Genomic DNA, 21,074 nt, shown 5'->3' with positions numbered 1-21,074 from the left:
GATGCGGTGTTGTGGCAATATGCCAGGGACAAACCTTTAGCCGGCTGTTCCAATCAGCTTTAAATCGAGGTGACGGAAAAGGTCGAGTTTGGCCCGGGTACACGCGCCGGTGTTGATGAGGACGTAATGCATAGTTTTATCCTGCGCCGTCTAGGTGTGATGGCGCTGACTATGGTCAGTTTGACGCTGATCGTCTTCTATATGGTCAACCTGGAACCGAACCTGAAGAAGCTAGCACTGAACCAGACCAATAATCGAGCTAGCGCCGTCGACGTAGAACACTGGCTTCAGGCAAATGGCTATCGCGAGCCCTTCTTCAAGCGATACGCCGAATGGGTCGGCGTCTGGCCCAAGGACCCCAGCGTCGATCCTACCACGGGCAAGCCGGCGCCGAAATTTGGATTTTGCAGCGGGCCGACGACTCGCCAGGTTTCCGGCGTGCTTCAAGGCGATTTCGGATGTTCGACGAAGTTCCGAACCGCCGTTTCCGCAAAAATTCTGCCGGCCCTGGCAGCTACAAGTAAGCTGATGTTCTGGGCGCTCGCGACGGTCATCCCAATTTCATTGCTGATGGGCATTCTGGCCGGAATGCGGGAGGGAACTCCAACGGACAGGACTCTTTCTGTCCTATCAATCGTCACAACAGCCACGCCCGAATATGTTTCCGGCGTCATCTTCACGGTGATCTTCGCTTCCTGGCTGGGATGGTTGAACGGCTCCGCCGCTTCGGCAACCGGACAAGGCCTTACCTTCTACAATTTCGCATTACCTGTGATGACAATGGCCATCGCGGACATCGGCTACATAGCTCGCATGACGCGAGCGTCGATGGTCGAAGTGATGACCCAACAGTACATCCGCACCGCGCGATTGAAGGGTCTCTCTTTTCCCAGAGTGGTGCTCAAACACGCCCTGCGAAATGCATTGATCACTCCCTTTACAGTGATCATGCTTCAGTTTCCATGGCTGCTCACCGGCGTCGTAGTAGTCGAGACCATGTTCCGCTACCAAGGGTTTGGCTTTATATTGAACGAAGCAGCGGCTAACAATGACATCGACCTTCTGCTTGGCTGTTCGTTAGTTTCTGTAGTGGTGGTGTTGCTGACTCAGCTGATCTCAGATATCGGCTACGTTTATCTCAACCCGCGCATTCGAGTGCAGTAGGAGGCATCAGTGCAGCTTGAGATAATTGGTTGGTTCAATATAGCCGTTGCTGTCCTGGGAAGGTTCTGGTCGGTCTGGATCACTATGGCTGTGTGGCTTGCGTTTAGCATTCGCTTCCGCAAACACCTTGGGCTCTATGGGGACCTGTTCAGAACAGGCGTCGGACTTTCTGGAGTCGTCATATGCCTCTTTTGGCTCTCTACAGCCATATTCGCTCCCATCGTCGCGCCATTCGATCCCATCAGCCAAATCGCAGCACTGAAGGGAGCGCTGCCGGGGACCATAGTCCCTGATGGCAGCGGGGTTTACTATTTCGGCGGCGACACACTTGCGCGGGATGTGTTCAGTCGCATGGTGTACGGCAGCCGAATTGTGATGTCGATCGCGCCCTCAGCTACAGCATTTGCACTAATTGCTGGGATCGGACTCGGCTTGCCCGCCGGATACTACGGCGGTCGCGTCGATTCTGTGTTATCCTTCTTTGTCAACCTCTTGTTGGCATTCCCTGTCATTTTGCTGTTTTACCTCCTGGTGACGCCGGACGTTCGGGAGTTGTCCTTTGACAATTGGTTCAGCGAGGCGACGGGCATTGGAGTCTCCATTTCGAGGTCGTTCGCCGCCGTCATCTTTTTGATCCCCATCGTATTCTTTTTGACTTTATTCCATACCCGATACAAAAGCTGCCCGGAGCGTTATTACCTTCTTATTGGAGCTACCATTCTTATTGGGGCCTGGATCTATGCGGGCGTGATATTTGACGCCGATCCGGTTGGCGTGATGCACGTCAGTGCGAACTATCTCAACATCTTTGTGGGCGTTGTCCTCGGGTCGTCACCCAGCGTGTTTCGCATCGTGCGCGGCCTCGTGATGGACATTAAAACGCGCGATTACATCGCAGCTGCCCAGACACGCGGCGAGAGCGCCTGGTACATCATGATTTGGGAAATCCTACCAAACGCTCGAGGCCCATTGATCGTCGATGCCTGCTTGCGCGTTGGGTACACGACGATCCTGCTCGGAACGCTGGGCTATTTCGGCCTAGGGGTTCCGCCCGATAGTCCGGATTGGGGGACAGCAATCAAGGACGCGAGCCGACTTTTGCGCGCTTATATCCATCCGGCACTGCCACCGGCCATCGCGCTAATGTCCTTTGTGCTCGGACTGAACCTTTTAGCTGACGCACTTCGCGAAGAATCGCTCAAAGATTGAGAGGCCGGCTATGAACGAAGCTGTCAAACTGACGACCGTAGCAAGCGCCCAGCCGATCATCGAGATCGAAAACTTGTCGATCTCTTTCTTTACCAAGAGTGGGGCGATCCCGGCCGTGATGGACTTTTCCTGCACGGTCATGCCTGGGGAGTCCATGGGAATCGTAGGGGAATCGGGCTGCGGCAAGTCTACGGTTTCCCTAGGCATTATGCGGGACCTTCCCGGGCTCGGGAGGATTGTTGGGGGCCGCATCAAATTCCAAGGCAGGGACATGGGCGACATGTCCGAGGCGGAGCTCCGTGCCATGCGCGGACACAAGATAGCAATGGTCTATCAGGAGCCGATGGCGAGCCTGAACCCTGCTTTGAAGATTGGCGAGCAGCTGATGGAAGTGCCGATCCTCCACGAGAAGGTCTCAAAGCAGGAGGCAAACCGCCGCTCGCTTGAAATGCTGAATGCAGTCCGCCTACCTGATCCGGAACGCATAATGCGCTCCTACCCTCACCAGCTTTCCGGCGGCCAGCAGCAGCGCATAGTGATAGCCATGGCGTTGCTGTCCAAACCGGCACTCCTCCTGCTGGACGAGCCCACAACTGCCCTCGATGTGACAGTCGAAGCGGGTATCATTGAACTGGTGAAGGATCTCGGTAAGCGCTTCGGCACCTCGATGATCTTTGTCTCACACAATCTTGGTCTGATTCTGGAAACCTGTGACCGCATCACGGTGATGTATTCCGGCGAGGCGGTTGAGACAGGGACTGTGTCCGATGTGTTCGACCGGATGCGCCATCCTTATACCCAGGGCCTTTTTCGGTCGATACCTCTGCCAGGGGCGGACAAAAATTCCCGGCCAATAGTAGCTATTCCAGGCCAGCTTCCTCTGCCGCATGAGCGGCCGCGCGGCTGCAATTTTGGTCCACGCTGCCAACACTTCGTGCGAGGCCGCTGCGACGCCGGAGAAATCCCCATGATTCCGGTCGAGGGGCACCAGGGCCATTACAGCCGCTGCGTGAGATTCAATGAAATCGACTGGGCTGCGCTCCCTGAAGGCGCCGACAAGGCCCGAGAGCCGGTAAAGCCTGGCTCGCCAGTGCTCAAGGTGAATAGCCTAAAGAAACATTACGAGGTCGCAGCGAACTCGATCTTGGGGGGCGGGCGAATGCGCACCGTCAAGGCCAACGAGAACGTCACCTTCGTCGCGAGGCAATCCGAGACTGTCGCCATTGTCGGCGAGTCCGGCTGCGGTAAGTCCACGCTGGCGAAAGTGCTGCTAGGGCTCGAAACGGCAAGTTCTGGCACCGTGAAGCTGTGCGAAAAGGAAATCCAATCCACAGGCATCGAGGCGCGCGACGTGGAAACGGTTTCTTCCATACAAATGGTGTTTCAGAACCCGTTTGACACGCTCAATCCAAGCCATACGGTCGGCTCGCAGATCGTCCGCACTCTGGAGAAATTCAAAGTTGGCAAAAATCGCGCGGAGCGGCGCCAGAAGATGCTAGAACTGCTGGACCTGGTCAAACTTCCCCGCGCTTTCGAAAAACGCAAACCACGCCAGCTTTCCGGCGGACAGAAACAACGGATCGGGATCGCACGTGCCTTCGCGGGGGGCGCTAAATTAGTGGTGGCCGACGAGCCAGTCTCCGCCCTAGATGTCTCGGTGCAGGCAGCAGTGACTGAACTGCTGATGGACATCCAGCGCAAGAACCAGACCACGATGCTATTCATTAGCCACGACCTGTCCGTGGTCCGCTATATAGCTGACCGTGTGGTGGTCATGTATCTCGGTCATATCGTGGAACAGGGCACGACGGACCAGATCTTTTCACCTCCTTACCACCCCTATACAGAAGCGCTCTTATCTGCGATCCCGATCGCCGACACCAGCGCCGTCAAAAAGCGCATCGTCCTCGAGGGCGATATCCCATCGGCCATGAGTCCGCCGCCGGGCTGTCCGTTCCAGACGCGCTGTCGATGGAAAAAGCTCGTTCCCGAGAACCGCTGCGACAGGGAGTTGCCGCCTCTCAGGGATCTGGGAAACAATCATCGTAGCCTTTGCTGGCTTAGCGACGAACAACTCGCCAGACAGGAACCAGTGGTGAGCTTCGCTTCGCACAGTCCGGACGCAGAGAAGCCTGCGTAATCAGTCCGATAACCTCAGCAGGCGACGGGAATCCGGCGCAGCAGTGCTTCCGCGGGACGGTCATCCACCGTTGTGCCCACCCGCGCTTGGCACCGTATACGTTGGCCAGATTTTGCTCTTCCGCCTAGCAGGGGGCCAAGCCCGTCGAAAGGCTGCCGCCGCCCGAGGACCTACACCAAGACTCCTTGCCGGCCTTCCGCCAAGCGCCGAGTGGCCAGAACTCTTATCCTCCGCTTCCGCTCCTGGTTGGAGCTGCGGCGGTCGGACCGCGAGGCCGTCCAAGGGCAGCTCAGACCCGTGGTGGTGACGGGAGCAAGCAGTCCAGTTCGGCCTCCATACCTCTCCCAAGGCGACGAGTTGCCGTGATCTTCGAGTTTCATGTCGTTCGTCGTTGGACCACATATCAGATGCTCAGCCCCGGGAGCATATTGCCATCTCTAGGCTCGGTTACGCCGACGTCCGAAGGGCAGCTAGGAGTAAAGGTAAGCGCGTCAGAGGTAAAATATCTTTATATCGAGCGTTTTCTTTTCTGTATGCGACGCACCCGGCTCTTGGGCTATTTCAAAGGATAAATGAGCGCTTGGCTGTCCGGCACGATCCAGCATCTCTCCAGTCGGCGCCGCCCACGATTACGAACATTCGGTTTTGCCTTAGCTACTTAACTTCTGTGTAGGTCAAAAGGGAGGTTCAAATGGAACGTGCAACTAAACACCGCAGCGCAATGCCGAAGGTCCTCGACACTCTAGCCGATGAAGCCAAAAAAGGCAGGATGGACAGACGGGAGTTTCTGGCCCTGGCTTCCATATTTGGTGCCTCTACAGCTATGGCGTATTCGATGCTTGGTGCAACCGCGCCAGCATATGCCGAAGAAAAACCCAAAAAGGGCGGGACATTGCGGATCGCAATGCCCATCTACGGCCCAAAAGATCCGCGGACAAGCGACTATTCCGAAATTTCCAACATTTGTCGGCAATTCCTAGAACCGCTGGTTAAGTACACAGTCGGTCACACTTTTGAACCGCGGCTACTGGAGAGTTGGGACATCAATGAGGACGCCACTGAATACACCCTGCATGTTCGGCAAGGCGTAAAATGGAACAACGGGGATGACTTCAACGCCGACGACGTGATGTTTAACCTTCTGCGTTGGTGCCAAAAGGACGTGGCAGGAAATTCCATGTCCGCACACATGGCCGCTCTCGTTGATGACAAGACGGGAAAAGCCATCGAGGGTGCCATCACGAAAATCGACGATCATACGGTTAAGCTCAAGCTACCAAGGTCCGACATCACGATCATCCCAGGGTTCGCTGACTATCCAGCATTGATCGTGCATCGTGACTTCGAGAAGCATGGCTCGGACATCGTAAAATTCCCTGTGGGCACGGGGCCGTTCGAGCTGGTGTCGTGGGACGTCGGCCAAAAGGCAGTCCTAAAGCGTAGAACGAACGGAAGCTGGTGGGGCGGCGAAGCTCATCTCGACGAGGTGCAATTCATTGATTACGGCAGCGACCCTTCCACGGTTCAGAGTGCTTTCGAAGCAAATGAGATCGATGCCAACGAGCAGACATTCGCGAATTTCGTACCCGTTTTTGACAAGATCGGTTTGGTGAGATCTGAGGCCGAAACAACGGAAACGATCATCTGCCGCACACAGGTTACGAACAAGCCCTATGATGATCAGCGGGTACGCAAGGCCTTGCAGTTGGCCATCGATAACAAAACTGTTCTACAAACCGCTCAAAATGGATACGGCACTGTCGCGGTGGATTGCCACGTCGGACCGCTGCACCCTGAGTACTACCCGCTACCAGAAAAGAAGCGTGACGTCGAAGCCGCCCGGAAGCTTATGGCCGAAGCCGGTCAGATGGAATTTGAACACGAGCTATTCAGTAGCGACGCGGATTGGCTCAAGGCTAGTGCGGACGCTATGGCCGCGCAGTTGCATGACGCCGGGTTCAAGGTCAAACGCACGATCGTTCCCGACAGCACGTTCTGGGAAAACTGGATGAAATATCCACTTTCTGCAACGGACTGGAACGCGCGACCGCTCGGGGTCCAGGTGCTGGCACTTGCCTACCGAACCGGAGCAGTATGGAATGAGACCGGGTGGTCGAATCCGGAATTCGACAAGAAATTGGACAAGGCGTTGACGGTGCCCGATCCAGAGAAGCGAAAGGTCCTGATGAATGACCTTGAAACCCTCCTCAAGGATTCCGGCATCATCACTCAGCCTTATTGGCTTACGTTGGTGAATCACTCGACTAAGCAAGTAAAAGGCTATGCGATGCACCCGATGTTCGAAATTGATCTGGGAAAGGTTTGGCTCGACCAGGCAGCCTAACGCGAGAGATGGGGGCTAGGTGGGTTTCACAGCGAACGTCGGCTCGCTGTGAAACGCCTCGCCCCCTTTGAGGCGGTGGGTGCGCCTAAAGTAAGGATCCTGAGCTCGGACGTAGGAACAAATCAGACCGGCAGCGCTCTCCGAGGCGGTGCCTCCAGCTCACATCAGAAGCGTTTGTACTGAAGTTCAGGCTCTCCGGGCTGATGAGCGACGGCCACATACCCAGCGTAGTGCGCGCCCTGGAGGCTATTAAAAATCCGGGGCGCTCTCCGTCTTCCGTCTTCCGCGCCAATCACCGTATGAATCACCGCACTGATCAGTTCCTGCAGCAGTGCGGCTTCGGGAGTGGGTTTCTCCGACCAAACAACAGCGTCGAAGATTAGCCGCAATCGGTCGGTGACGCTTCAATTGGCTGCTAAGCTCAAGCACGGCCAGATGATCGGTCAGGCGTGTAGGCCCTCGCCGATGCCGATTGTTGATGGGGGCGGCGGGTCCCGCGTGCGGCTGCGGAATTTCGGGCCTGCCGATTTGTTGTATTGAACGCCCCCCCCCCCCGCGGTAAGCTGTGCACCAAGCACCTTTCCAGAAATCGCCTGTTGTGCACATGGGTCAGCCGTTAGTCGGCGCACGGGGCGTAGCCGGCCCGAAGATGGTGCAACGATGACCCGCCGCGCGCTCCAAGGCGCGGGGAAGAGCGGGCGGTCGACCTTACGAGAGCGGAGGGGTCGACCGTGACCGCGGCTTGAGGACTGGGGCTGCATCAGAAAGTGCATGCCAAGTCCTCTCAAGAGTTTTCGTCTGCCTCACGCGCAAACTCGGCCAACCCGAGCTTGATGCGAGCGAGTCAGCGCTCAACTGCCTCGATTAGCTTCTCACCATCCTCGGTGAGCACCATATCACAGCCGCGCCGGTCGAATAGTCGAGTATTCAGGCGCTTCTCAAGCCTTCTTACGTGCTATGAGACGGACGCCTGAGCTATGTTTAGTTCGCCGGCCGCTGCCTGGAAGCTTCCACAGCGCGCTATCGCTTCGAACACCGACAGCGCCACATGATAGGAGAGGAGGCTAGGTGAGTTGGACATGGGGCAGCAGGCCAATCCCACCAAAACCACTTCTTAAGGCGACGTCTTTGTGACAGTAGAATCCGAAACCGATCCTGAAGCCTCGGCGCGAGGCGGCAGACGCTTAGGCTCAGACGTCAATATCCGACGCAGCGCCTCCCTGATCGAGGATCGTTTAGGGGTCGCGCTATGCGACGCAGTTCAGCCCTCCGTCAACGTAGATTTCCGATCCGGTAATGTAAGCCGAATCGTCGCTGGCCAGGAAGAGAGCGGTTCGCGCGATGTCCCATGCCGTACCGGTTCGTCTCATGGGAACGCGCGCGGCACGTGCCTTAGCCAAAGCGTCAAAGTCAATCTCAGCCTCGGTCTTGCCGCTTGTCTGAATGGTCGCATCCCTGGCCATCGGCGTGTCGATGATGCCCGGGAGGATCGAGTTGGCGCGTATGCCCTTATCTGCATAGGTCGCCGCAAGGTTCCGGGTGAACGATACCACGGCTCCCTTTGAGGTGTTGTAGGCAATGTAGGGCGCGCCGAGATTGCGGAAGCCGGAGATTGACGAGATATTGATGATCGAGCCGGATCCCTGCTTGAGCATTTGTGGCAGCGCATGCTTGCATGGCAAGAAAAACGCCTTCGTATTAATGTCGAGTATCCGATCCCAGTCCTCAACAGTGGTGCTTTCGGGGCTTCCAGCTTTGAGAATGCCGACGTTGTTGTGCAGCACGTCCAAGCTGCCAAATGCGTCAACGCACGCTGCTATCATGGCTCTAACCGACTGTTCGTCGGTAACGTTCCCCACGAAGATCTCCACGCGGCCGCCCTCGCCTCGGATAATCTCCGCAGTCTGCTCAACAGCATCCCTGTTCAGGTCCGCAGCCAGAACCTTCGCGCCTTCGCGAGCGAAGAGCACCGCAGCGGCCTTGCCGTTGCCCCATCCGGGGCCCATCGACCCCGCGCCGGTGACGAGCACCGCCTTACCATCAAGACGACCAGCCATAATTGTTCTCCTTAAACGCTGTGAAGGAAATGGCTCATCCCGCCGTCGACAAACAGCAGCTGGCCGTTGACGTAGGACGACGCGCTGGACAAAAGGAACACGGTTGGGCCACCGAGTTCCGACGGGTCGCCCCAACGCGCTGCTGGCGTGCGCACCTTGATCTTGTTGGCAAAGCTCTCGTCGGCCAGTCGTTCCTTGTTTATCTCGGTTACGAAATAGCCGGGGGCTATCGCGTTGACCCTGATTCCGAAGGACCCCAGTTCAGCCGACGCGGCCCGGGTGAATCCTACGATCGCGCCCTTGGCCGAGGTGTAATTGCAAATCCCGGCGCGCGGGCTGGAGAAGGCGATCGATGAGATGTTTACGATGCGGCCTCGATCCGCCGCATCGACCTTCCGCATTTCAGCGGCGGCCGCCTTCGTCAGCAGGAATGGCGCAACCATATGGACGGCCATGATCCGCTCGTAAGTATCAGCGGTTTCGTCCCATATGGTGTTGTGCAGCAGCATGCCGGCGTTGTTTACGAGCCCCCAGATGCTGCCGTGACGCTGGATGATCGTCGGGATAGCGGCAGTGACAGCGTCGCGGTCGGCCATTTCGAAAGCCAGGTAATCGGCCTTGAGGCCTCTCGCCTCGAGTTCTTGCTTTCGCGCTTTGCCGGCAGCTTCGCTGCGCCCGTGCAGGATGACTGTTGCGCCGGCCTCTGCGGCGGCTTGGGCGGACGCCCAACCGAGCCCTCGCGTGGATCCCGTGATAAGTACGACTTTTCCGTCGAGTGAGAATGGATTGTTCATACAATACTGCTCCAATTTTCTGAATCTCTTAGGATCTCAGGCGCGCATGCGCTCTGATGTCGGGTCGTAGAATGCCTTCAGGCTGGCCTTCGCCGGTTCAGCGCGGCCGTTGACCTGGATTGCGAATTTGCCGCTGGCGACAAATTCGGCTGTGACGGCCTCGTCGGCGTTCACATAGCCCATGCCGATTGCCGCCCCCAGGTGATGCGCGTAGTTCCCGGACGTCAGATAACCGACCGCCTTGCCGTCCATGAGGATCGGCTCGTTGTGGAAAAGCAGCGGCTCCGGTTTCTCCAAGAGGAAGCAAAGCATCCGCTTCTTGCCGATCCCGGCCGCCTTCTGGTCCAGGAATGCGTCGCGGCCAATGAACGGCGTGTTCTTGTTCGGCTTGGCCGTGAAGGCCAACCCGGCATCGACCAGATTGTCCTCGTAGACGATGTCATGGCCCCAGTGGCGGAAGCCCTTCTCCATGCGCAAAGCATCGACCGCGTGCATGCCGGCAGGGCGAAGGCCGAAGCTTTTCCCGGCCTCCAGCAGTGAGTCGAGAAAGGCCAAAGCATCCTGTGCCGGAATGTAGATCTCCCAGCCGAGCTCGCCGACATAGGAAATGCGCTGCGCCCAAAGGCGCACGCCACCGGCGATCATCCAGCGCCCGGTGCCGAAGGTGAAATGCTGATTGGAAAGATCTTCTTCGGTCATTGATTGGAAGACCGAGCGTGCGTTCGGGCCTTGCAGCGCGATCACCCCGAAATCATCGGTGACATCGGTGATTTCGACATCTTCTTCCTTCCCGACATGCGACAGCAGCCAGGACCAATCCTTGACATGGCTCCCGCAGGGAGTGGCAATCATGAACTCGGCTTCGCCCATCTTGACCACGGTGAGATCGGCTTCGATGCCGCCGCGTTCGTTCAGCCACTGGGTATAGACCAGCTTGCCAACCGGCACCGCGACGTCAGCGCAGCAGAGGCGCTGGAGCAAAGCCTCCGCGTCGCGACCCGTGACTTTGAATTTTGCCAGGGAAGTCAGATCGTAGAAGCCGACGTTCTCCCGAATGTTGTTGTGTTCTTGTGCGGCATAGGGGAACCAGTTCTGGCGGGCATAGCTATACTCGTATTCCGCCTTGACGCCCTTCGGCGCATACCAATTCGGACGTTCCCAGCCCGCGACCTCGCCGTGTACCGCGCCCAGCTCGACGAGGCGGTCGTAGAAGGGCGATTTGCGAATGCCTCGGCTGGAGCGATACTGATAGTAAGGCCAGTGCATGGCGTAGGAACGCTCAAGCGCCTCCGCAACGCGGTTTTCTAGATAGGTCTCGTCGGCCTGGAACGGCATGGCGCGGCGGCAATCGCTTTCCCAGACGTCCATCGGCGGATAGCCAAGGTCGATCCATTCGGCCATCACCTTGCCGATCCCGCCAGCGCCGCCGATGCCACGGCTGTTGAAGCCGCAAGCGACAAAGAAGTTCTTCAGCAGCGGCGCTTCGCCCATCAGGTGCTGATTGTCGGTGGTGAAGCTCTCTGGGCCGTTGAAGAAGGTCGAGATGCCGATCTTCTCCAGCACCGGATACCTGGTCATGGCTCTCTCGAGATACTTCTCGAAATGTTCGAGCTCGTATGGCAGGTGGCCGAAGCTGAAATCAGCAGGCACCTTGGACATCGGCAGCGGATTGGCGTTGTCCTCGAAGAAGCCGATCAGGAGCTTGCCTGCGTCCTCCTTGAAATAGACGCCGTGGTCCAAATCCCGCATGATGGGCAGCTTGCTAGGCAAACCTGGGACAGGTTCCGTCACCACATAGTAGTGCTCGCAGGCGAACAGCGGCAGCACCACTCCAACCTGCTTAGCCAGATCACGCGACCACATACCGCCCGTGAGCACCACCTTCCTTGCGCGTATCGTGCCTTGGTTGGTCTCTACGCCCGTAACCTTGCCGCCGTCGCTCAGGATCCTGGTGACGGTCACGCCTTCGCGCACGGTCGCGCCGTTCATGCGGGCGCCTTTAACCAGCGCCATGGTGACATCGATCGGGTTGGTCTGGCCGTCTTTCGGCAAATGCAGTCCGCCAACCAGATCGCTGGTGTCGATGCCGGGATAAAGTTCTCCCAGAGTTTTTGGCCCGACCACCTCTACCTCGACGCCAAAAACGCGTGCCATTTCGGCGGTGCGCGTCAATTCCTCAAGCCGTGCCGAGGTCTGTGCAAGTGAGATCGACCCGTTCCGCTTGTACCCCGTTGCCTGACCGGTCTCCGCTTCGAGTTCCTGGTAGAGCCGGTGCGAATATGCGCCGAGCTGGGTCATGTTCTTGGTGGGCCAAAGCGTGCCGACCAGGCCTGCGGCATGCCACGTCGTGCCGCATGTCAGCCGGTCGCGCTCTAACAAGAGAACATCGGAGACGCCGCGCTTGGCCAAGTGGTAGGCGATCGAGGCGCCGCCGATGCCGCCGCCGATGATGACGACCTGTACTTCTTCGGGAAGAGTGGACATATTGCTCTCGTTCAAGGTTTCAGCGCGACGTGATTCAGCCCGCCGGAGTGGTCGACGCTGTGTTCCATCGCAGCCAGGATTTGATCAGTATCGAAAATGTCAGCGCGGAAAGCCGACAGATCGATCGTGCCCGCAGCGATAAGCGCCAGCACGTCTGCGGCCAGCCCGTGCGGGAACCAGAACGAGCCCACCACCCTATTGCTGTTGCGCATCAACAAGCTGGTGTTGAAGGCGGCTCGCTCGGTCAGCGCGCCAACAAACACGATCGTTCCGAAGCGACGCAGTCGCTCTGAGAGAGTCACCGATGTCGCAGCGTTTTCGCCGCCAGCGCAGTCGAGGACGAAGTCAACCGGCGATCGATCGTCCGCCTCTTCGACCACTATGCGACTGTCCAGAGCAGCAACCTGCTGAAGAACCGAAGTCCGGCGTCCGACAAGGCGCACTTGGGCCGCCCCGATGGCCAAGGCCATGACAGCAGCAGACGTGCCCAGCAACCCCGCGGCGCCGTTGATTGCAACGATTCCGCCCGGCTTAAAGTCCCCTCGCCTGAAGCCGGCCAACGCGGTTGCGAACCATCCAAGCCGACATAGAATTTCGGGCGGCGTGCGTACGTTGGCAGGAATGGGTGTAAAGCAATGTTCCGGCCCAACGAACTCCTCCGCGAAGGTGCCATTCGGCCACTTGGCGAGATGCCGGCTTGCTGCGGGCGCCAGCCCGAAGCAGCCGATGAACCCATGATCGGCCTGGGGCCCAGGGCCTTCGATATACATGTCGCAATAGACTGCCTGACCGCGACGCAATGGGCAGTCCGGATCGGCTGTTTCCTCAACGACGCCAACCGCGCACTGCCCGGGAGTGAAAGGCCGCGGTGGTGTCTGCCAGCTGCCTGAGGGCAGATGCTCGAAATAGGGCGGCAAGAATGCAGCCTGGATCCGGACACGCACGGCGCCCGCAGGCAATGCTGGACGCTCTATCTCCTCCGAGACGAACTGCCTGTTTCCTTCGACGACTCGAACGGCCTTCATTTTTACGCTCCAGGCCGGGCCGGCGTCGCCAAATTCATCCACACCGTCTTCAGCTCGGTGTACTGCTCATGCGCCTCCAAGCCGTTGTCGCGCCCGCCGAAACCGGATTGCTTGAAGCCGCCGAACGGGGTCGAGATTTCGCCTTCGGAGTAGCAGTTTACCGAGACGGTGCCCGCATTGAGCCGCCGTGACAGCTTGTGAGCTTTGCCGACGTCTGTCGTGTAGAGCGATGCCGTCAGGCCGTATTCGGTGTCGTTGGCCAGCTCGATCGCGTGGTCGTCGTCACGCGCTTCGGTGATGGTCAGCACCGGTCCAAAGATTTCCTCGCGATAGATGGTCATCTCGGGCGTGACCCGATCGAACACCGTCGCCTCGATGAAATAGCCTGGCCGATCGAGTTGGTTGCCGCCGCAGGCGAGCGTCGCGCCCTCGGCACGCCCCTTCTCAAGGTAATTCTTGATGGTGTTGCAGTGGCTTCCACCCACTACTGGGCCGAGTTGGGTGGACGGCTCCAGAGGATCGCCCAGTTTCCAGTTCCTGCAAGCAGCGACGATTTTTTCGGTCAATTCTTCCTTGATCGCCCTATGCACGATCAGGCGGCTGTTGGAGGCGCAGTTCTGGCCCATATTGGTCAAAATTGAGAAGGCCTGCTGCTCGGCCACAAAGTCGAGGTTTGGCGCGTCGGCCAGCACGACTGCGGGGTTCTTTCCGCCCAGCTCCAGCACGATCCGCTTCAGGTTCGAGCGCCGGGAGTAGTCGAGGAACATCCGCCCGACCTCGGTGGAACCGGTGAAGGAAATGATCCGGACGTCCCGATGAAGACCGAGCGCCTCGCCAACCTCACGCGACCCGGTGACGACGTTCAGGACACCCGCCGGGAGCCCCGCCTCGACCGCCAACTCGGCCATGCGCAGTGCGGTGATCGTGGTCATCTGCGACGGCTTCAGCACCACCGAGTTGCCGGTCGCCAATGCCGGACCGATCTTCCAGCCGGCCATCAGCATCGGAAAGTTCCACGGAAGCACGAGGCCGACCACACCCAGCGGCTCGCGTACGATCATGCCGAGTGCATTGCTGTCCGTCGACGCGATCCTGGAGAACAGCTTGTCCTGGGCTTCGGCGTGCCAAGCAATGGTGCTTGCCGTGAACGGCACGTCGACCGTCATGCAATCGGTGATCGGCTTGCCCGAATCGAGGCTTTCCAGAACCGCGAGTTCCTGGAGGTTCTTGTTGATCAGCTCGGCAAAACGCAGCAGGACGGCTTTGCGTTCGGACGGGTGTTTCTGCGACCACACCCCGGACTCAAACGTGGCCTTGGCGACCGCGACCGCGGCATCCACATCCGAGGGGCTGCAGCTCTCGATTTCCGCAAGAACTTCGCCGTTTGCCGGGTTGATGCTCTTGAATGATCTTGCCGCCGAGGCGTTGCGGTACTCGCCATCGATAAAGGGGCGTGAAGGCAGCCTTAACGCAGCAGCGATCGAGTGGGCATCAGCACGAGTAAAAATTGTCATGGAAGTTCCAATTCTCAGGCAGCGACGGCCGGCTGCAGCCGGTAGCCCGGTTCTTCCTTGTCAAGGATCGAGACGAGAGCGCGAAAGTGCCCTTCGGAGAACCCTTGGTAATCCCGCCACTGCCGCGCCGTCTTAGCGGCTACTTCATGCGGCAGGCGCTTGACTTGTTTGCCGGTTGAATGCGCGAGCACAAGGTTCATGCAGGCCCGCTCGAGGTGATAGAGCGTATCAAAGGCATCTGCCACACTGCGGCCCACCACCATCACCCCGTGCCCACCAAGAAGCATGACGTCCTTGTCACCGAGGAGACCGGCGACGCGCGCCGGTTCCTCGGGATCGACGAACATTCCGCCATAGTTTTTGTCGTAGGCCACGTTGCCATAGAACCGCGCCGAGTTCTGGCAGATCGGCAGGATCTCCGGATCTTCCTGGCAGCTCCAGGCTGTCGCGTAGGGCATGTGGGTGTGCATTATGCACCGCGCCCGCGGTACGTTGCGATGGAGGTATGAATGCAATTCCCACGCCGTGCGGTCGGGAGCGTCCCCACCTGTCGGTGTCTCGTCCGCCGAGGAACTGAGCAGGAGCAAATCTCGCGCCTTTATCTGCGAGAAATGCGCCATGTTCGGGTTCATGAGAAACCAGCCGCCCTCCTCATCGACCGCCACCGAGAAATGGTTCGCAGTCGCCTCATGTAAACCGAGGCGAGCGGTCCAGCGAAACGCTGCGGCAAGGTCGTTGCGCAACCGAGCTTCTTGGCTGTTCATCATGTGGCTTCCAGACTGAGCGTGTCGTGCTTGCTCGTTCGGCTAGGCTGCCCTCGCCAGCTGCAACGGTTTGAGAGCGGCTTCGATTTTCACCTCTTCGTCTGGGCCGACCTCGCAAACGGGCGCGCGAACGGTCCCGCCGTCAAAGCCCATCTGTCGCGATGCCGCCTTGACGGCCGGGATATAATCGTTTTGCCAGCAGTAGGCGACGATCGGGAACATGGACTGCCACAGCTTCAGGCCCTCGGCGTGGTTGCCGCTGTCGATAAGGTTGAAGAGCTGAACTGCCTCGCGCGGGAAAATATTGGCGCAGCCCCAAATCGTACCTGCCGTACCCAGCATGAAAGAGAACGGTGCGTTCGGATCGGCGCCGTTCAGGATGTTGCCGCCACATGCCAACAGGGCCTGTTGCTTGCACAGGTCGCCTGAGCTGTCTTTGATGAAGTTGAAATTGTCCAATTGCAGCAAACGCGAGTAGAGCTTGGGAGTGAGCTCGATCCCCGTCGCCCCGGGGATATTGTAGCCGATGACATCGATAGACACTTCCTTGCAGACCGCCTCGTAGAAAGCGAAAATGCCATCATCGTGCTTGGGGCCCTCGAAAAAAGGCGGCAGGATCATCAGCGCATCAACGCCCGCATCTTGAGCGGCCTTGGAGCGGCGGATCACTTCTTGCAGATTCAGCGCCGAGGTCTGCGCAGTGATCGCTGCACGACCGTCGATACGCTTCACGCCCGTTGCGAACAGCTTGTTGCATTCTTCCTCGGTGAGGTAGGCATGCTGGCCGGTCCCGGAACTCAGCACGAAGCCGTGCATCCCGGTTTCCAGATATTGGTCGAGCAGCCTGTCCCAGCGCGCGAAATCGATCGACCCGTCCTTATGGAAGGGGGTCTGCATCGCCAGGTTGATACCTCTCAAATTTGCCATGTTCTTTACTCCTGACCTTAATTTTAGCGACGCCTATACTTCCCGCCCGGCTCTCCACAGCCGGAACCTGGTCGAATAGCGGACACCGAGCGAAGTGATGAACTTTGGGTATGCCGGGCTTGGCCTCGCCTTGTTCCGCAGAATGCGGATGGACTTGCTGTCCTGACCGCACGCGAGCTCGGCTACAGCCTTGCCGTAGATTGCGCCGCGCGAAACGCCGGTCCCGTTGCAGAAGCCCGCTCCGAACACCCGGTCGCTCAGCTGACCGAAAACGAACCCCCCGTTCTGGGCCAGGCTAAGGGCGCCGCCCCAGGTGTATTCGAAGCCGATAGAAGATATTTCAGGAAACCGGCGATCGAACGATTTTTGATGGCTGCGTCTGGCGCGGACGATCTGAGTTGCCGTCGTATGGAAACCGTCGGCGTAGTCGTAGATGTTGCGTATAAATAGCCGGTTATCGACTGTCCGGCGAACCGTGGTCCCAAAGCTTTCCGCAGGGATCAAGCCGAAGGTATTGCGACCGCCAATTCTGGCCAATTCCGCACCCGTCAAAGGCCGGGTCATGCTCGCATAGGTATAAACGGGGATAGCGCTTTTCTCGTAGAACCCAAACTCAGAGATGAACCCGTTGTTGGCAAGGATGATGTTTTTGGCATGGATCTCGCCGTTCGCCGTGCGCAGGACGTGGCGGGGGGAGCCGTAAACAACCTCCAGGATCGGCGTCTTTTCATATACTTTGGCGTTGTCTCCGAGATTGGCTGCGATGCCGCGGAGCAAGGCTGCTGGCTGCAGCAGAACGGTGCCAGGGGTGTGCAGGCCTTTCGTGTAGTACGAGCTGCCAACCATCTCTCGCATCCGGTCGGCGTTATACCACTGATATTCTGCTCCGATGCGATCGAGTGCGAGAGCGAAGGTTCTAAGACAAGCCTCGCCTCTCGCCGTCACAGCTGAGTGCGTCTTTCCTTCAGGACTCCAATCGCATTTGATGCCATACCTTTCTACGGCATCCCGCAGATAGGCTATGCCCTCCAGATTAATGTCGCGCTCTTCGATATTGCCTTTTTCGTCTTCGACGAAATTCGCGTTGCGGGGGTTGTGAGCAAGGTCGATCGCGTAGCCAGCGCAGCGCCCCCCCGCGTTGTTGCCAATTTCGACTGCATCGACCAGCAGAACCGAATCCTGGCGGCGAAGCTCTGCAATGCGCCTGGCCGCGTTAGTGCCGAACCACCCCCCGCCCACTACAACCCAATCAGCCTCGACCCGACCAGACAGCGGCGCAGCGACATTTACATCACGCAAATTCGCGAACCACCCGCTAACGGTTAGCTCTGAGGGCAAGTTGCTGATTTTGACCGTCCTGGTGGACAGAGACGAAGCAACTTGAGGGTTGGTCTCACCAGGAGCCATGGCAAAACGTTCTATATCAAACATGGGTGACGCCCTTTGTCGCCCAGTGGCGGGCGTCTAGGTAGAGAAGGTGACCGTATAATCTTTTTCAGCGTTTGGAGAGGTCAAAACGCAGGGCTAGTGCCTTCATTATTTTGCCGCTGCTATAGATAGAATTCATGCATCATCGGCGCGCTTCCCATGCATTCCGACGCGCGACTGCAAATGAGCGGGTGCCTTCCCCGTTATCTAAAATGCGATGTTCCCCGCGCCCGTTTCGGTCGCCCGGTGCAGTTTCGGGAAGCTGATGAATCGAAACCTCGCGTGGCGTTTGGGTCTGGCTCTCCTGTCGGGGGTTCACACTTCGCCACGTTCCCTCCCATTCGCGCCGCCCGATCGTGATGATCGACAGCAACACTGGCTGCTTGAGTGCCGCGCTTCAGCCCCCTGCGCGTGGAGCAGTGCCGAACGGCTGGCACGACCCATCCAGTCGCTGTTCGCGTCAATGTCCAAACTCATCGCCAGCACTGGTCGAGACCTTATACACGTGCCGTGATCAAGCGGGTCTCGAGGATTTCGTGCATCTGGCTGCAGGTGCTCACATCTATGGATTCTGTCCACGTCAGTTGCCTTTGCCGATGCGATCGGCGCGCCAGGACTCGGCGCCAACGGCGGGGCGATCAACCACAGGCTATTCAGAACATGGATCCAAGCGCAGCGCCGTCCGTGCCAAGCCTTTCAGTTGTTCGGCCGGCCAAAGTTTGAAGAAAGACCTTGTCGGCGGGAGGTCGCGCCGGCAGGGTCAAGCCGCTCCAAGAATCACCCCCGTCGAGACCGGACGGCCGCGGCTATAATTGGATTCCCGAGCTCAAAGGCATGGTCAAAACGTCGTACCACCACTCTCAAATGCCTATAGCCTCATAGGCGGCAGCGATTCTTCGAATAGCGGCAATGTAAGCAGCTGTCCTGTAGTCGCCAAGTTCCGGCTGCGCCTCAAGAAGATCCGCAATATTGGACCAGGCGCTGCGCATTACGTCCTCAAGGCCGGAGCGAACTAGGTCAATTTCAGCGCCGCCCTCCAGAAATTCGTCGCGCATGTCGGCGGGGAATGTCTTGCCGGTCATTCGCTCGAGCGCTGTGGCAATGGTATGATTTCGCCGCTCGCGCCGGCGCCGCTCCATCAAGCCGAATGGTATGTGAGTCAGATTCTTGACCCATTCGAAATAACTCACCACGACACCGCCCGCATTGACGTAGAGATCGGGAAGGATTGTCGCGCCTCGGGAGCGCAGAATTCGGTCGGCCTGGAAAGTAACAGGGCCATTGGCAGCTTCAACAATGACATGGGCCTTGATGCGCTCGGCGTTTTCGACGTCGATGGCATTCTCCATAGCCGCGGGGATTAAGATATCGCATTCCTCCTCAATGCCGCTCGTGTCGCCCGCGAAGGACTTGGCGCCCTCAAAACCAAGAATGCTGCCGGTGCGCAATTGATGCTGCTTCAGCGCTTCGATGCTAAGACCGTCCCGGTTCCAAACAAAGCCGTCTCGTTCGGCAACAACTACGATGTGCGCTCCATCATCTTCTGAAAGAAACTTGGCGGAGTGGTAGCCTACATTACCAAAGCCTTGGACAACGACACTAGCACCCTTCAGATCACGTCGACCGCAAATCCCTCGGGTACGTAGATCCCGGAGATAGCTTTGGATTGCGAACTGCACGCCGCGGCCTGTTGCCTCCGTCCGTCCGGCGATACCGCCCTTGGAGAGTGGCTTGCCGGTCACGCAAGCGCGCGCATTCACGACATCAGTGGGATTTGCGCGGCGGAATTCATCTACCATCCAGGCCATCTCGCGCTCGCTGGTACCTACGTCGGGCGCGGGCACATTGAGACCGGGTCCGATCAGGCCACGTTTGTTTAACTCCTGGGTGAACCGGCGAGTGATTCGCTCCAGTTCTTGTGGCGTCCACTCGCGAGGATCGATCTTGAGTGCGCCTTTTGAACCTCCGAAGGGCACATCAACCAGCGCGCATTTCAACGTCATCAAAGCCGCGAGCGCCTCCACCTCTTCAGCATCTGTATCCGGAGCGTAGCGAATGCCCCCTTTGACAGGCTCACAGTGCTCGCTATGCACCGAGCGCCACCCGACAAAGCTGTACATTCGGCCACGCAACCTCACCCCGAAGCGCACTGTATAAGTTGAGTTGCACTGTATGATTCGCTCGGCAAGTCCCTCGGGGAGGTCCAAAAAGGCCATGGCAGATCGAAAGTTCAGATCGATACTCGCCAAAAAGCTCGACGCGGGATTCGGGGCCACGGCATCCATAGCTGCTCCATTAATTGAGAGATCGCGTGCTTGCAGATGATTAGCGTGCACCGCTCCCGCCCACTGCGGCTCCACTCCCATACCAGCGTGGAGCAGGATTTCGCATGAAGAGGACATAGACCAGTATGAAAAGGTATCTGGCAGTGTCGCTGTCGATAATCAATTTGTCGGCCAGGCGACTCTTCAGAAACCTGGCACCCTCGTCGTGAAGGGCGCAACGTCCTGCATCAATCTTTGCTAGGGACGCAAGACTCGCACGCGGCATACTGTCGTAATAATTTTGGCAGGTCCGGACGTAATGCTTGAGAAAGCTGCGCATGGGAATGAGCGACATTCGATGCGTAGTCACGATTACACGCTTTTCCGTGGCGACCTGGACAACTAGTTCGTCATGATCAAGCGCGAGATGGAGCCGGTAAGGTCCGCGGTCGTGGCCAACCGGGATGAAAACATTGCTTTGGATCATAGCCGCCACCGCGAGATCCCGCTCCCGCTCGATGTGCTCGTTGCGGCTGAACGGGCCTCGAAGCGACACTTCACATAAAGAGGAACTCGCCTTTCTCTCACTGCCCAGCTTGGCCGGCGTGGGTCCTACCGCGAACCGCTCCGCAGTTACATTGTCCGACGGTCCGCCCTTCAGTTGGTTATTGCCCGCGATGCTATCGTTTAGTTTCAAAGTGTGGTGGCCCTTATCATCGGAACCAGCGGTTTAGGAGTAAGGGCCGCGGACTTGCCGAGCATTTCCGCGCGCTGAAGAACACGCCGGATTTAGTCCAACAATTCGAACGGGGTAAGTGGGAAAAGACACTGGGTCGGTATAGGATGAATTTATCTGACACACCGCTCGTGCGCTCTTGCTAACGCTTTGGAGGCAGCAGAGACGCTAGTCGGAGGCTATTTCCGAACGCGCTGACATGCTCCGAAGCGGAGATCAGCAAT

14 protein-coding genes and 1 pseudogene are annotated in these 21,074 nt (G+C 58.2%); 4 read left to right on the top strand and 11 right to left on the bottom strand.

The genetic code is table 11. The annotated features are described in order from the left end of the window. Positions 1 to 126: 126 nt before the first annotated feature. From ACVMIM_RS11955 to ACVMIM_RS11940, 4 genes are all read left to right on the top strand, one after another. Entirely contained in the window at positions 127 to 1,164 is a 1,038-nt protein-coding gene (locus ACVMIM_RS11955; protein WP_096874898.1) for an ABC transporter permease, read from the top strand. A gap of 9 nt (positions 1,165 to 1,173) precedes the next feature. Then, the gene (locus ACVMIM_RS11950) at positions 1,174 to 2,373 is read left to right on the top strand and encodes an ABC transporter permease (protein WP_476112122.1); all 1,200 of its coding nucleotides are present in this window, start codon (positions 1,174 to 1,176) and stop codon (positions 2,371 to 2,373) included. 10 nt (positions 2,374 to 2,383) lie between these two features. Next, on the top strand, positions 2,384 to 4,513 hold the full coding sequence (locus ACVMIM_RS11945) for an ABC transporter ATP-binding protein (protein WP_476112121.1): 2,130 nt from the start codon (positions 2,384 to 2,386) through the stop codon (positions 4,511 to 4,513). A gap of 691 nt (positions 4,514 to 5,204) precedes the next feature. Beyond that, a complete protein-coding gene (locus ACVMIM_RS11940) occupies positions 5,205 to 6,857 on the top strand; it encodes an ABC transporter substrate-binding protein (RefSeq protein WP_476112119.1) in 1,653 nt (550 codons plus the stop codon). Between the two features lie 844 nt (positions 6,858 to 7,701). Here ACVMIM_RS11940 and ACVMIM_RS11935 read toward each other — a convergent pair. The 11 genes and pseudogenes from ACVMIM_RS11935 to ACVMIM_RS11885 all read right to left on the bottom strand — a co-directional run bounded on the left by ACVMIM_RS11935 (position 7,702) and on the right by ACVMIM_RS11885 (position 20,811). Further along, positions 7,702 to 7,938, bottom strand: a pseudogene (locus tag ACVMIM_RS11935) (helix-turn-helix domain-containing protein). Positions 7,939 to 8,104: 166 nt separating this feature from the next. Then, the gene (locus ACVMIM_RS11930) at positions 8,105 to 8,914 is read right to left on the bottom strand and encodes an SDR family NAD(P)-dependent oxidoreductase (RefSeq protein WP_041011558.1); all 810 of its coding nucleotides are present in this window, start codon (positions 8,912 to 8,914) and stop codon (positions 8,105 to 8,107) included. A gap of 11 nt (positions 8,915 to 8,925) precedes the next feature. Next, complete coding sequence (locus ACVMIM_RS11925; RefSeq protein WP_476112117.1) at positions 8,926 to 9,708, bottom strand: SDR family NAD(P)-dependent oxidoreductase; 783 nt, start codon at positions 9,706 to 9,708, stop codon at positions 8,926 to 8,928. A gap of 36 nt (positions 9,709 to 9,744) precedes the next feature. Beyond that, positions 9,745 to 12,192 carry a GcvT family protein gene (locus ACVMIM_RS11920; RefSeq protein ID WP_476112115.1) on the bottom strand — a complete coding sequence of 816 codons (2,448 nt, stop codon included), beginning with the start codon at positions 12,190 to 12,192 and terminating at the stop codon, positions 9,745 to 9,747. An 11-nt stretch (positions 12,193 to 12,203) separates the two neighbouring features. Next, positions 12,204 to 13,217 (bottom strand): alcohol dehydrogenase catalytic domain-containing protein, encoded by a 1,014-nt coding sequence (locus ACVMIM_RS11915; RefSeq protein WP_476112114.1) that lies wholly within the window; start codon positions 13,215 to 13,217, stop codon positions 12,204 to 12,206. Between the two features lie 2 nt (positions 13,218 to 13,219). Next, positions 13,220 to 14,731, bottom strand: a complete 1,512-nt coding sequence (locus tag ACVMIM_RS11910; protein WP_476112112.1) for an aldehyde dehydrogenase — start codon at positions 14,729 to 14,731, stop codon at positions 13,220 to 13,222. A 14-nt stretch (positions 14,732 to 14,745) separates the two neighbouring features. Further along, positions 14,746 to 15,498, bottom strand: coding sequence for a class II aldolase/adducin family protein (locus ACVMIM_RS11905; protein WP_476112110.1), 753 nt, complete (start codon positions 15,496 to 15,498; stop codon positions 14,746 to 14,748). Between the two features lie 39 nt (positions 15,499 to 15,537). Beyond that, positions 15,538 to 16,422: a dihydrodipicolinate synthase family protein gene (locus ACVMIM_RS11900; RefSeq protein ID WP_476112109.1), complete on the bottom strand. Its 885-nt coding sequence runs from the start codon at positions 16,420 to 16,422 to the stop codon at positions 15,538 to 15,540. 33 nt (positions 16,423 to 16,455) lie between these two features. Continuing rightward, a complete protein-coding gene (locus tag ACVMIM_RS11895; protein WP_476112107.1) occupies positions 16,456 to 17,853 on the bottom strand; it encodes an NAD(P)/FAD-dependent oxidoreductase in 1,398 nt (465 codons plus the stop codon). Positions 17,854 to 18,710: 857 nt separating this feature from the next. Continuing rightward, entirely contained in the window at positions 18,711 to 20,066 is a 1,356-nt protein-coding gene (locus tag ACVMIM_RS11890; RefSeq protein WP_476117188.1) for a Glu/Leu/Phe/Val family dehydrogenase, read from the bottom strand. A 109-nt stretch (positions 20,067 to 20,175) separates the two neighbouring features. Next, positions 20,176 to 20,811, bottom strand: coding sequence for a UPF0262 family protein (locus ACVMIM_RS11885; RefSeq protein WP_476112105.1), 636 nt, complete (start codon positions 20,809 to 20,811; stop codon positions 20,176 to 20,178). Positions 20,812 to 21,074: the final 263 nt, after the last annotated feature.

This window comes from Mesorhizobium sp. USDA 4413 (assembly GCF_056280365.1).
The sequence above is the reverse complement of the archived record's forward strand: the minus strand, read 5'-3'. Positions and strand labels throughout refer to the sequence as shown.